The organism is Erysipelothrix amsterdamensis, assembly GCF_940143175.1.
Classification (GTDB): Bacteria; Bacillota_I; Bacilli_A; order Erysipelotrichales; family Erysipelotrichaceae; genus Erysipelothrix; species Erysipelothrix amsterdamensis.
Window position 1 is genome coordinate 82273 of sequence record NZ_OW659496.1, and the last position, 14278, is coordinate 96550.

Consider the following 14278-nt stretch of genomic DNA (forward strand, 5'->3'; position numbering starts at 1 on the left):
GTTGTATAAAACTAGATTTACATCAAGTTAAACAAAAACAGTAACTTAAGCAATTAAGTAAGCAATCAAAGCAAACACACAGCTTATCAAGCGATAAGCGTTAAAAAAAACCTGATTTTAAGAATTAGGGCGCGAAATTACATGTGATTAAATATGTAAGGGCGTACGGTGGATGCCTAGGCACTAAGAGCTGATGAAGGACGCGACTAACAGCGAAATGCCTCGGGGAGTGGTACGTACACAACGATCCGGGGGTATCCGAATGGGGAAACCCAATACTGGTTATGCAGTATTACACATAAATGAATACATAGTTTATGATGAGGCAACCTTGCGAACTGAAACATCTTAGTAGCAAGAGGAAAAGAAAACAAAAGTGATTCCCTGAGTAGTGGCGAGCGAAACGGGAAGAGCCCAAACCATCTTCGTGATGGGGTAGTAGGACCACAACGTGGGATATCGAAGCTAGTCGAATGGCATTGAAAGGCCAGTCAAAGAAGGTGCAAACCCTGTAGACGAAAGCGTAAGATACTCTAGTGGTATCCTGAGTACGGCGAGGCACGAGAAACCTTGTCGGAATCAACCGGGACCACCCGGTAAGGCTAAATACTCCTTAGTGACCGATAGTGAACCAGTACCGTGAGGGAAAGGTGAAAAGAACCGCGGAAGCGGAGTGAAATAGATCCTGAAACCGTATGCTTACAAGAAGTCAGAGCCCGTTAATGGGTGATGGCGTGCCTTTTGTAGAATGAACCGGCGAGTTACTCATAATGTGCGAGGTTAAGTTGAAGAGACGGAGCCGAAGCGAAAGCGAGTCTTAATAGGGCGATATAGTACATTGTGGTAGACCCGAAACTGAGTGATCTAGCCATGACCAGGTTGAAGTTTGGGTGAAACCAAATGGAGGACCGAACCGACCATCGTTGAAAAGCTGGCGGATGAGTTGTGGCTAGCGGAGAAATTCCAATCGAACTCAGATATAGCTGGTTCTCCCCGAAATAGCTTTAGGGCTAGCGTCAATGTAAGGCCACTGGAGGTAGAGCACTGAATGTATGATGGCCCCATCTCGGGGTACTGAATATAATCAAACTCCGAATGCCAGTGGATAGTAGTTGGCAGTCAGACTATGGGTGATAAGGTCCGTAGTCGAAAGGGAAACAGCCCAGACCATCAGTTAAGGTCCCAAAATTCATGCTAAGTGGAAAAGGATGTGGGGATGCACAGACAACTAGGAGGTTGGCTCAGAAGCAGCCATCCTTTAAAGAGTGCGTAACAGCTCACTAGTCGAGTGACCCTGCGCCGAAAATGTACCGGGGCTAAGTATGATACCGAAACTATGGATTTATTGTTTCAATAAATGGTAGGGGAGCGTTCTATACTGCGTTGAAGCTGTACCGTAAGGAGCAGTGGAGTGTATAGAAGTGAGAATGCCGGTGTGAGTAGCGAGATGTCAGTGAGAATCTGACACACCGATTGCCTAAGGTTTCCAGGGGAAGGCTCGTCCTCCCTGGGTAAGTCGGGACCTAAGATGAGGCTGAAAAGCGTAGTCGATGGACAACAGGTTGATATTCCTGTACCCGATACATAAGTGAAGGAATGACAGAGAAGGCTAGGTTATGCCAGCGACTGGAAGTGCTGGTTTAAGCGAAGGAGCTGTATGGTAGGCAAATCCGCCATGCAAAGCAAAGGCGTTACGAGGAGTGAACCCGTGAGGAAGTAGCGAAGTAACTGATGCCAGCTCTCAAGAAAAGTTTCTAGCGTTAATTATGTATTGGCCCGTACCAAAACCGACACAGGTAGGCAAGGAGAGAATCCTAAGGTGAGCGAGAGAACTGTTGCCAAGGAACTCGGCAAAATGACCCCGTAACTTCGGGAGAAGGGGTGCTCGTAAGAGCCGCAGTGAAGAGGCCCAAGCGACTGTTTAACTAAAACACAGCTCTCTGCAAAGTCGCAAGACGAAGTATAGGGGGTGACACCTGCCCGGTGCTGGAAGGTTAAGGGAATATGTTAGAATTCGTTCGAAGCATTGAACTGAAGCCCCAGTGAACGGCGGCCGTAACTATAACGGTCCTAAGGTAGCGAAATTCCTTGTCGGGTAAGTTCCGACCCGCACGAAAGGTGTAACGATTTGGGCGCTGTCTCGGCAGCAGACTCGGTGAAATCTTAGTACCGGTAAAGATGCCGGTTACCCGCAACTAGACGGAAAGACCCCATGGAGCTTTACTGTAGCTTGATATTGAACTTTGAGCCTACATGTACAGGATAGGTGGGAGACTATGAAGCATGTACGCTAGTATATGTGGAGTCGCCATTGGGATACCACTCTTGTATGTTTGAAGTTCTAACCGCGTACCGTGATCCGGTACCGGGAGAGTGTCAGGTGGGCAGTTTGACTGGGGCGGTCGCCTCCTAAAGAGTAACGGAGGCGCCCAAAGGTACCCTCAGATTGGTTGGAAATCAATCGACGAGCGTAAAGGCAGAAGGGTGCTTGACTGCGAGACCTACAAGTCGAGCAGGGACGAAAGTCGGGCTTAGTGATCCGGCGGTTCCGAGTGGAAGGGCCGTCGCTTAACGGATAAAAGCTACCCTGGGGATAACAGGCTAATCTCGCCCAAGAGTTCACATCGACGGCGAGGTTTGGCACCTCGATGTCGGCTCATCGCATCCTGGAGCTGAATTAGGTTCCAAGGGTTGGGCTGTCCGCCCATTAAAGCGGTACGCGAGCTGGGTTCAGAACGTCGTGAGACAGTTCGGTCCCTATCTGTTGTGGGCGTAGGAAATTTGAGGAGCGCTGTCCCTAGTACGAGAGGACCGGGATGGACATACCGCTGGTGTACCAGTTGTTCTGCCAAGGGCATCGCTGGGTAGCTAAGTATGGACTGGATAAGCGCTGAAAGCATCTAAGCACGAAGCCAACTCCAAGATGAGATTTCCCATACGTAAGTAGTAAGACCCCTGAGAGACGATCAGGTTGATAGGTCAGAGGTGGAAGCATAGTGATATGTGGAGCTGACTGATACTAATAGGTCGAGGTTTTAATCACAAAAGATACAACGATTCGAAAAAGATCAAATTTCTGTTATTCAGTTTTGAGAGTTCATCTCTCTAATGCACTATGATCTGGTGATTTTAGCGAAGTGGTCACACCTGTTCCCATCTCGAACACAGAAGTTAAGCACTTTAGCGGCGACAATATCTAGCCACGCGCTAGTGAAGATAGTTCATCGCCAGGTAATTTGACACTCTATTTAGAGTGTCTTTTTTTTATGTTCTCAAAGAAGCGCTTATACTGACCATCACGGTATAAAATGATGAAACCCGATGTCGATCTAAAAAATTATAGAATAAAGTGGTAAGTCTAAATAGGTGCTGCATTGTGAGCTGGATCGGTATCAAGCTTATAAAACGCCAACTTTTGTGAGCGAAAAGGGAAAAAGAAACAAAAAACTATCCAAAAACCCCCTATAAAATAGACAAAAAAACAGGTTAAATAGGCATATATGAACCGTGAAAATCACGAATGAACTGAAAAGACCTAAAAAAAGAAGAAATGTCAAAATAAAGTGAAAATAGTGTTGACGGTGGCTAAAGAGGGTGGTATTATATACAAGCGCTAAGGGAAACCGAGTGCAGAAAATGGTCTTTGAAAACTAAACAGGAAACGTCAATTTCAAAAAGAAATACGGATAAATAAATAAACAAAACTCGTCAGAGTTAAAAAGAGAAAGAATCAAATGGAGAGTTTGATCCTGGCTCAGGATGAACGCTGGCGGCGTGCCTAATACATGCAAGTCGAACGAAGTGAAGAGGAGCTTGCTCCTTGGAACTTAGTGGCGAACGGGTGAGTAATACATAAGCAACCTGCCTCGATGCCTGGGATAACAGAGGGAAACTTCTGCTAATACCGGATACGTTAATCTAAGACATCTTAGATTAATTAAAGATGGGATACATCACAACGAGATGGGCTTATGGCGCATTAGTTAGTTGGTAAGGTAACGGCTTACCAAGACGATGATGCGTAGCCGACCTGAGAGGGTGACCGGCCACACTGGGACTGAGACACGGCCCAGACTCCTACGGGAGGCAGCAGTAGGGAATTTTCGGCAATGGGGGAAACCCTGACCGAGCAACGCCGCGTGAGTGAAGACGGCCTTCGGGTTGTAAAGCTCTGTTGTAAGGGAAGAACGATAGGAAGAGGGAATGCTTTCTATATGACGGTACCTTACCAGAAAGCCACGGCTAACTACGTGCCAGCAGCCGCGGTAATACGTAGGTGGCAAGCGTTATCCGGAATTATTGGGCGTAAAGGGAGCGCAGGCGGTTTATCAAGTTTATGGTTAAAGTTCGGGGCTTAACCCCGTGATGCCATAGAAACTGGTAGACTAGAGTGCAGGAGAGGTTAGTGGAATTCCATGTGTAGCGGTAAAATGCGTAGATATATGGAGGAACACCAGTGGCGAAGGCGGCTAACTGGCCTGTAACTGACGCTGAGGCTCGAAAGCGTGGGGAGCAAATAGGATTAGATACCCTAGTAGTCCACGCCGTAAACGATGGATACTAAGTGTTGGAGAAATTCAGTGCTGTAGTTAACGCAATAAGTATCCCGCCTGGGGAGTATGCGCGCAAGCGTAAAACTCAAAGGAATTGACGGGGGCCCGCACAAGCGGTGGAGTATGTGGTTTAATTCGAAGCAACGCGAAGAACCTTACCAGGTCTTGACATACCGCGCAAAAGCACAGAGATGTGTAATAGTTATGGCGGATACAGGTGGTGCATGGTTGTCGTCAGCTCGTGTCGTGAGATGTTGGGTTAAGTCCCGCAACGAGCGCAACCCTTGTCTTTAGTTACCAGCATTAAGTTGGGGACTCTAAAGAGACTGCCGGTGATAAACCGGAGGAAGGTGGGGATGACGTCAAATCATCATGCCCCTTATGATCTGGGCTACACACGTACTACAATGGCGTATACAGAGGGCAGCGAAGCAGCGATGCGGAGCGAATCTCAGAAAGTACGTCTCAGTTCGGATTGGAGTCTGCAACTCGACTCCATGAAGTCGGAATCGCTAGTAATCGCGGATCAGAATGCCGCGGTGAATACGTTCTCGGGCCTTGTACACACCGCCCGTCAAACCATGAGAGTTGGTAATACCCGAAGCCGGTGGCCTAACCTAGTTTACTAGGAGGGAGCCGTCGAAGGTAGGATCGATGATTGGGGTTAAGTCGTAACAAGGTATCCCTACCGGAAGGTGGGGATGGATCACCTCCTTTCTAAGGAGTAATTAGAAAGACGTGAAGTTGACACCTAAAGTTTCCTGTTTAGTTTTGAGAGTCCGTTGGAATCTCAAGAAAAATGATCTTTGAAAACTGAATAACAGAAAAGAAAAAGAGATAGACAAAGAAATAAATGTTATCAACATGATCTTTTCGAATAGTTGTATAAAACTAGATTTACATCAAGTTAAACAAAAACAGTAACTTAAGCAATTAAGTAAGCAATCAAAGCAAACACACAGCTTATCAAGCGATAAGCGTTAAAAAAAACCTGATTTTAAGAATTAGGGCGCGAAATTACATGTGATTAAATATGTAAGGGCGTACGGTGGATGCCTAGGCACTAAGAGCTGATGAAGGACGCGACTAACAGCGAAATGCCTCGGGGAGTGGTACGTACACAACGATCCGGGGGTATCCGAATGGGGAAACCCAATACTGGTTATGCAGTATTACACATAAATGAATACATAGTTTATGATGAGGCAACCTTGCGAACTGAAACATCTTAGTAGCAAGAGGAAAAGAAAACAAAAGTGATTCCCTGAGTAGTGGCGAGCGAAACGGGAAGAGCCCAAACCATCTTCGTGATGGGGTAGTAGGACCACAACGTGGGATATCGAAGCTAGTCGAATGGCATTGAAAGGCCAGTCAAAGAAGGTGCAAACCCTGTAGACGAAAGCGTAAGATACTCTAGTGGTATCCTGAGTACGGCGAGGCACGAGAAACCTTGTCGGAATCAACCGGGACCACCCGGTAAGGCTAAATACTCCTTAGTGACCGATAGTGAACCAGTACCGTGAGGGAAAGGTGAAAAGAACCGCGGAAGCGGAGTGAAATAGATCCTGAAACCGTATGCTTACAAGAAGTCAGAGCCCGTTAATGGGTGATGGCGTGCCTTTTGTAGAATGAACCGGCGAGTTACTCATAATGTGCGAGGTTAAGTTGAAGAGACGGAGCCGAAGCGAAAGCGAGTCTTAATAGGGCGATATAGTACATTGTGGTAGACCCGAAACTGAGTGATCTAGCCATGACCAGGTTGAAGTTTGGGTGAAACCAAATGGAGGACCGAACCGACCATCGTTGAAAAGCTGGCGGATGAGTTGTGGCTAGCGGAGAAATTCCAATCGAACTCAGATATAGCTGGTTCTCCCCGAAATAGCTTTAGGGCTAGCGTCAATGTAAGGCCACTGGAGGTAGAGCACTGAATGTATGATGGCCCCATCTCGGGGTACTGAATATAATCAAACTCCGAATGCCAGTGGATAGTAGTTGGCAGTCAGACTATGGGTGATAAGGTCCGTAGTCGAAAGGGAAACAGCCCAGACCATCAGTTAAGGTCCCAAAATTCATGCTAAGTGGAAAAGGATGTGGGGATGCACAGACAACTAGGAGGTTGGCTCAGAAGCAGCCATCCTTTAAAGAGTGCGTAACAGCTCACTAGTCGAGTGACCCTGCGCCGAAAATGTACCGGGGCTAAGTATGATACCGAAACTATGGATTTATTGTTTCAATAAATGGTAGGGGAGCGTTCTATACTGCGTTGAAGCTGTACCGTAAGGAGCAGTGGAGTGTATAGAAGTGAGAATGCCGGTGTGAGTAGCGAGATGTCAGTGAGAATCTGACACACCGATTGCCTAAGGTTTCCAGGGGAAGGCTCGTCCTCCCTGGGTAAGTCGGGACCTAAGATGAGGCTGAAAAGCGTAGTCGATGGACAACAGGTTGATATTCCTGTACCCGATACATAAGTGAAGGAATGACAGAGAAGGCTAGGTTATGCCAGCGACTGGAAGTGCTGGTTTAAGCGAAGGAGCTGTATGGTAGGCAAATCCGCCATGCAAAGCAAAGGCGTTACGAGGAGTGAACCCGTGAGGAAGTAGCGAAGTAACTGATGCCAGCTCTCAAGAAAAGTTTCTAGCGTTAATTATGTATTGGCCCGTACCAAAACCGACACAGGTAGGCAAGGAGAGAATCCTAAGGTGAGCGAGAGAACTGTTGCCAAGGAACTCGGCAAAATGACCCCGTAACTTCGGGAGAAGGGGTGCTCGTAAGAGCCGCAGTGAAGAGGCCCAAGCGACTGTTTAACTAAAACACAGCTCTCTGCAAAGTCGCAAGACGAAGTATAGGGGGTGACACCTGCCCGGTGCTGGAAGGTTAAGGGAATATGTTAGAATTCGTTCGAAGCATTGAACTGAAGCCCCAGTGAACGGCGGCCGTAACTATAACGGTCCTAAGGTAGCGAAATTCCTTGTCGGGTAAGTTCCGACCCGCACGAAAGGTGTAACGATTTGGGCGCTGTCTCGGCAGCAGACTCGGTGAAATCTTAGTACCGGTAAAGATGCCGGTTACCCGCAACTAGACGGAAAGACCCCATGGAGCTTTACTGTAGCTTGATATTGAACTTTGAGCCTACATGTACAGGATAGGTGGGAGACTATGAAGCATGTACGCTAGTATATGTGGAGTCGCCATTGGGATACCACTCTTGTATGTTTGAAGTTCTAACCGCGTACCGTGATCCGGTACCGGGAGAGTGTCAGGTGGGCAGTTTGACTGGGGCGGTCGCCTCCTAAAGAGTAACGGAGGCGCCCAAAGGTACCCTCAGATTGGTTGGAAATCAATCGACGAGCGTAAAGGCAGAAGGGTGCTTGACTGCGAGACCTACAAGTCGAGCAGGGACGAAAGTCGGGCTTAGTGATCCGGCGGTTCCGAGTGGAAGGGCCGTCGCTTAACGGATAAAAGCTACCCTGGGGATAACAGGCTAATCTCGCCCAAGAGTTCACATCGACGGCGAGGTTTGGCACCTCGATGTCGGCTCATCGCATCCTGGAGCTGAATTAGGTTCCAAGGGTTGGGCTGTCCGCCCATTAAAGCGGTACGCGAGCTGGGTTCAGAACGTCGTGAGACAGTTCGGTCCCTATCTGTTGTGGGCGTAGGAAATTTGAGGAGCGCTGTCCCTAGTACGAGAGGACCGGGATGGACATACCGCTGGTGTACCAGTTGTTCTGCCAAGGGCATCGCTGGGTAGCTAAGTATGGACTGGATAAGCGCTGAAAGCATCTAAGCACGAAGCCAACTCCAAGATGAGATTTCCCATACGTAAGTAGTAAGACCCCTGAGAGACGATCAGGTTGATAGGTCAGAGGTGGAAGCATAGTGATATGTGGAGCTGACTGATACTAATAGGTCGAGGTTTTAATCACAAAAGATACAACGATTCGAAAAAGATCAAATTTCTGTTATTCAGTTTTGAGAGTTCATCTCTCTAATGCACTATGATCTGGTGATTTTAGCGAAGTGGTCACACCTGTTCCCATCTCGAACACAGAAGTTAAGCACTTTAGCGGCGACAATATCTAGCCACGCGCTAGTGAAGATAGTTCATCGCCAGGTAATTTGACACTCTATTTAGAGTGTCTTTTTTTTATGTTCTCAAAGAAGCGCTTATACTGACCATCACGGTATAAAATGATGAAACCCGATGTCGATCTAAAAAATTATAGAATAAAGTGGTAAGTCTAAATAGGTGCTGCATTGTGAGCTGGATCGGTATCAAGCTTATAAAACGCCAACTTTTGTGAGCGAAAAGGGAAAAAGAAACAAAAAACTATCCAAAAACCCCCTATAAAATAGACAAAAAAACAGGTTAAATAGGCATATATGAACCGTGAAAATCACGAATGAACTGAAAAGACCTAAAAAAAGAAGAAATGTCAAAATAAAGTGAAAATAGTGTTGACGGTGGCTAAAGAGGGTGGTATTATATACAAGCGCTAAGGGAAACCGAGTGCAGAAAATGGTCTTTGAAAACTAAACAGGAAACGTCAATTTCAAAAAGAAATACGGATAAATAAATAAACAAAACTCGTCAGAGTTAAAAAGAGAAAGAATCAAATGGAGAGTTTGATCCTGGCTCAGGATGAACGCTGGCGGCGTGCCTAATACATGCAAGTCGAACGAAGTGAAGAGGAGCTTGCTCCTTGGAACTTAGTGGCGAACGGGTGAGTAATACATAAGCAACCTGCCTCGATGCCTGGGATAACAGAGGGAAACTTCTGCTAATACCGGATACGTTAATCTAAGACATCTTAGATTAATTAAAGATGGGATACATCACAACGAGATGGGCTTATGGCGCATTAGTTAGTTGGTAAGGTAACGGCTTACCAAGACGATGATGCGTAGCCGACCTGAGAGGGTGACCGGCCACACTGGGACTGAGACACGGCCCAGACTCCTACGGGAGGCAGCAGTAGGGAATTTTCGGCAATGGGGGAAACCCTGACCGAGCAACGCCGCGTGAGTGAAGACGGCCTTCGGGTTGTAAAGCTCTGTTGTAAGGGAAGAACGATAGGAAGAGGGAATGCTTTCTATATGACGGTACCTTACCAGAAAGCCACGGCTAACTACGTGCCAGCAGCCGCGGTAATACGTAGGTGGCAAGCGTTATCCGGAATTATTGGGCGTAAAGGGAGCGCAGGCGGTTTATCAAGTTTATGGTTAAAGTTCGGGGCTTAACCCCGTGATGCCATAGAAACTGGTAGACTAGAGTGCAGGAGAGGTTAGTGGAATTCCATGTGTAGCGGTAAAATGCGTAGATATATGGAGGAACACCAGTGGCGAAGGCGGCTAACTGGCCTGTAACTGACGCTGAGGCTCGAAAGCGTGGGGAGCAAATAGGATTAGATACCCTAGTAGTCCACGCCGTAAACGATGGATACTAAGTGTTGGAGAAATTCAGTGCTGTAGTTAACGCAATAAGTATCCCGCCTGGGGAGTATGCGCGCAAGCGTAAAACTCAAAGGAATTGACGGGGGCCCGCACAAGCGGTGGAGTATGTGGTTTAATTCGAAGCAACGCGAAGAACCTTACCAGGTCTTGACATACCGCGCAAAAGCACAGAGATGTGTAATAGTTATGGCGGATACAGGTGGTGCATGGTTGTCGTCAGCTCGTGTCGTGAGATGTTGGGTTAAGTCCCGCAACGAGCGCAACCCTTGTCTTTAGTTACCAGCATTAAGTTGGGGACTCTAAAGAGACTGCCGGTGATAAACCGGAGGAAGGTGGGGATGACGTCAAATCATCATGCCCCTTATGATCTGGGCTACACACGTACTACAATGGCGTATACAGAGGGCAGCGAAGCAGCGATGCGGAGCGAATCTCAGAAAGTACGTCTCAGTTCGGATTGGAGTCTGCAACTCGACTCCATGAAGTCGGAATCGCTAGTAATCGCGGATCAGAATGCCGCGGTGAATACGTTCTCGGGCCTTGTACACACCGCCCGTCAAACCATGAGAGTTGGTAATACCCGAAGCCGGTGGCCTAACCTAGTTTACTAGGAGGGAGCCGTCGAAGGTAGGATCGATGATTGGGGTTAAGTCGTAACAAGGTATCCCTACCGGAAGGTGGGGATGGATCACCTCCTTTCTAAGGAGTAATTAGAAAGACGTGAAGTTGACACCTAAAGTTTCCTGTTTAGTTTTGAGAGTCCGTTGGAATCTCAAGAAAAATGATCTTTGAAAACTGAATAACAGAAAAGAAAAAGAGATAGACAAAGAAATAAATGTTATCAACATGATCTTTTCGAATAGTTGTATAAAACTAGATTTACATCAAGTTAAACAAAAACAGTAACTTAAGCAATTAAGTAAGCAATCAAAGCAAACACACAGCTTATCAAGCGATAAGCGTTAAAAAAAACCTGATTTTAAGAATTAGGGCGCGAAATTACATGTGATTAAATATGTAAGGGCGTACGGTGGATGCCTAGGCACTAAGAGCTGATGAAGGACGCGACTAACAGCGAAATGCCTCGGGGAGTGGTACGTACACAACGATCCGGGGGTATCCGAATGGGGAAACCCAATACTGGTTATGCAGTATTACACATAAATGAATACATAGTTTATGATGAGGCAACCTTGCGAACTGAAACATCTTAGTAGCAAGAGGAAAAGAAAACAAAAGTGATTCCCTGAGTAGTGGCGAGCGAAACGGGAAGAGCCCAAACCATCTTCGTGATGGGGTAGTAGGACCACAACGTGGGATATCGAAGCTAGTCGAATGGCATTGAAAGGCCAGTCAAAGAAGGTGCAAACCCTGTAGACGAAAGCGTAAGATACTCTAGTGGTATCCTGAGTACGGCGAGGCACGAGAAACCTTGTCGGAATCAACCGGGACCACCCGGTAAGGCTAAATACTCCTTAGTGACCGATAGTGAACCAGTACCGTGAGGGAAAGGTGAAAAGAACCGCGGAAGCGGAGTGAAATAGATCCTGAAACCGTATGCTTACAAGAAGTCAGAGCCCGTTAATGGGTGATGGCGTGCCTTTTGTAGAATGAACCGGCGAGTTACTCATAATGTGCGAGGTTAAGTTGAAGAGACGGAGCCGAAGCGAAAGCGAGTCTTAATAGGGCGATATAGTACATTGTGGTAGACCCGAAACTGAGTGATCTAGCCATGACCAGGTTGAAGTTTGGGTGAAACCAAATGGAGGACCGAACCGACCATCGTTGAAAAGCTGGCGGATGAGTTGTGGCTAGCGGAGAAATTCCAATCGAACTCAGATATAGCTGGTTCTCCCCGAAATAGCTTTAGGGCTAGCGTCAATGTAAGGCCACTGGAGGTAGAGCACTGAATGTATGATGGCCCCATCTCGGGGTACTGAATATAATCAAACTCCGAATGCCAGTGGATAGTAGTTGGCAGTCAGACTATGGGTGATAAGGTCCGTAGTCGAAAGGGAAACAGCCCAGACCATCAGTTAAGGTCCCAAAATTCATGCTAAGTGGAAAAGGATGTGGGGATGCACAGACAACTAGGAGGTTGGCTCAGAAGCAGCCATCCTTTAAAGAGTGCGTAACAGCTCACTAGTCGAGTGACCCTGCGCCGAAAATGTACCGGGGCTAAGTATGATACCGAAACTATGGATTTATTGTTTCAATAAATGGTAGGGGAGCGTTCTATACTGCGTTGAAGCTGTACCGTAAGGAGCAGTGGAGTGTATAGAAGTGAGAATGCCGGTGTGAGTAGCGAGATGTCAGTGAGAATCTGACACACCGATTGCCTAAGGTTTCCAGGGGAAGGCTCGTCCTCCCTGGGTAAGTCGGGACCTAAGATGAGGCTGAAAAGCGTAGTCGATGGACAACAGGTTGATATTCCTGTACCCGATACATAAGTGAAGGAATGACAGAGAAGGCTAGGTTATGCCAGCGACTGGAAGTGCTGGTTTAAGCGAAGGAGCTGTATGGTAGGCAAATCCGCCATGCAAAGCAAAGGCGTTACGAGGAGTGAACCCGTGAGGAAGTAGCGAAGTAACTGATGCCAGCTCTCAAGAAAAGTTTCTAGCGTTAATTATGTATTGGCCCGTACCAAAACCGACACAGGTAGGCAAGGAGAGAATCCTAAGGTGAGCGAGAGAACTGTTGCCAAGGAACTCGGCAAAATGACCCCGTAACTTCGGGAGAAGGGGTGCTCGTAAGAGCCGCAGTGAAGAGGCCCAAGCGACTGTTTAACTAAAACACAGCTCTCTGCAAAGTCGCAAGACGAAGTATAGGGGGTGACACCTGCCCGGTGCTGGAAGGTTAAGGGAATATGTTAGAATTCGTTCGAAGCATTGAACTGAAGCCCCAGTGAACGGCGGCCGTAACTATAACGGTCCTAAGGTAGCGAAATTCCTTGTCGGGTAAGTTCCGACCCGCACGAAAGGTGTAACGATTTGGGCGCTGTCTCGGCAGCAGACTCGGTGAAATCTTAGTACCGGTAAAGATGCCGGTTACCCGCAACTAGACGGAAAGACCCCATGGAGCTTTACTGTAGCTTGATATTGAACTTTGAGCCTACATGTACAGGATAGGTGGGAGACTATGAAGCATGTACGCTAGTATATGTGGAGTCGCCATTGGGATACCACTCTTGTATGTTTGAAGTTCTAACCGCGTACCGTGATCCGGTACCGGGAGAGTGTCAGGTGGGCAGTTTGACTGGGGCGGTCGCCTCCTAAAGAGTAACGGAGGCGCCCAAAGGTACCCTCAGATTGGTTGGAAATCAATCGACGAGCGTAAAGGCAGAAGGGTGCTTGACTGCGAGACCTACAAGTCGAGCAGGGACGAAAGTCGGGCTTAGTGATCCGGCGGTTCCGAGTGGAAGGGCCGTCGCTTAACGGATAAAAGCTACCCTGGGGATAACAGGCTAATCTCGCCCAAGAGTTCACATCGACGGCGAGGTTTGGCACCTCGATGTCGGCTCATCGCATCCTGGAGCTGAATTAGGTTCCAAGGGTTGGGCTGTCCGCCCATTAAAGCGGTACGCGAGCTGGGTTCAGAACGTCGTGAGACAGTTCGGTCCCTATCTGTTGTGGGCGTAGGAAATTTGAGGAGCGCTGTCCCTAGTACGAGAGGACCGGGATGGACATACCGCTGGTGTACCAGTTGTTCTGCCAAGGGCATCGCTGGGTAGCTAAGTATGGACTGGATAAGCGCTGAAAGCATCTAAGCACGAAGCCAACTCCAAGATGAGATTTCCCATACGTAAGTAGTAAGACCCCTGAGAGACGATCAGGTTGATAGGTCAGAGGTGGAAGCATAGTGATATGTGGAGCTGACTGATACTAATAGGTCGAGGTTTTAATCACAAAAGATACAACGATTCGAAAAAGATCAAATTTCTGTTATTCAGTTTTGAGAGTTCATCTCTCTAATGCACTATGATCTGGTGATTTTAGCGAAGTGGTCACACCTGTTCCCATCTCGAACACAGAAGTTAAGCACTTTAGCGGCGACAATATCTAGCCACGCGCTAGTGAAGATAGTTCATCGCCAGGTAATTTGACACTCTATTTAGAGTGTCTTTTTTTATATATATTTTTTTCTTAAATTTAATTATATAGTCTTATATTTGATTTTTAATATCAAATAAATGTGAAGTAGTTGAAAAGATAGTGAAGTTCATTCAATCGCTTTATAATCACTTATAAAAGCGTAAAATTGATTAAGTGATATAA

The 14278-nt window shown here is 47.2% G+C and carries 8 rRNA genes; all 8 read left to right on the top strand.

What is annotated here, in order from left to right:
* Positions 1-145 precede the first annotated feature (145 nt).
* Positions 146-3043 (top strand): 23S ribosomal RNA (locus tag NMG63_RS00395).
* Between the two features lie 76 nt (positions 3044-3119).
* Positions 3120-3233, top strand: a 5S ribosomal RNA gene (rrf, locus tag NMG63_RS00400).
* A gap of 498 nt (positions 3234-3731) precedes the next feature.
* A 16S ribosomal RNA gene (locus NMG63_RS00405) occupies positions 3732-5270 on the top strand.
* A gap of 308 nt (positions 5271-5578) precedes the next feature.
* Positions 5579-8476, top strand: a 23S ribosomal RNA gene (locus tag NMG63_RS00410).
* 76 nt (positions 8477-8552) lie between these two features.
* Positions 8553-8666, top strand: a 5S ribosomal RNA gene (gene rrf / locus NMG63_RS00415).
* A gap of 498 nt (positions 8667-9164) precedes the next feature.
* Positions 9165-10703: ribosomal RNA gene (locus NMG63_RS00420) — 16S ribosomal RNA — on the top strand.
* A gap of 308 nt (positions 10704-11011) precedes the next feature.
* A 23S ribosomal RNA gene (locus NMG63_RS00425) occupies positions 11012-13909 on the top strand.
* A 76-nt stretch (positions 13910-13985) separates the two neighbouring features.
* Positions 13986-14099: ribosomal RNA gene (gene rrf, locus NMG63_RS00430) — 5S ribosomal RNA — on the top strand.
* Together the 16S, 23S and 5S rRNA genes form the textbook arrangement of a ribosomal RNA operon.
* Positions 14100-14278 lie beyond the last annotated feature (179 nt).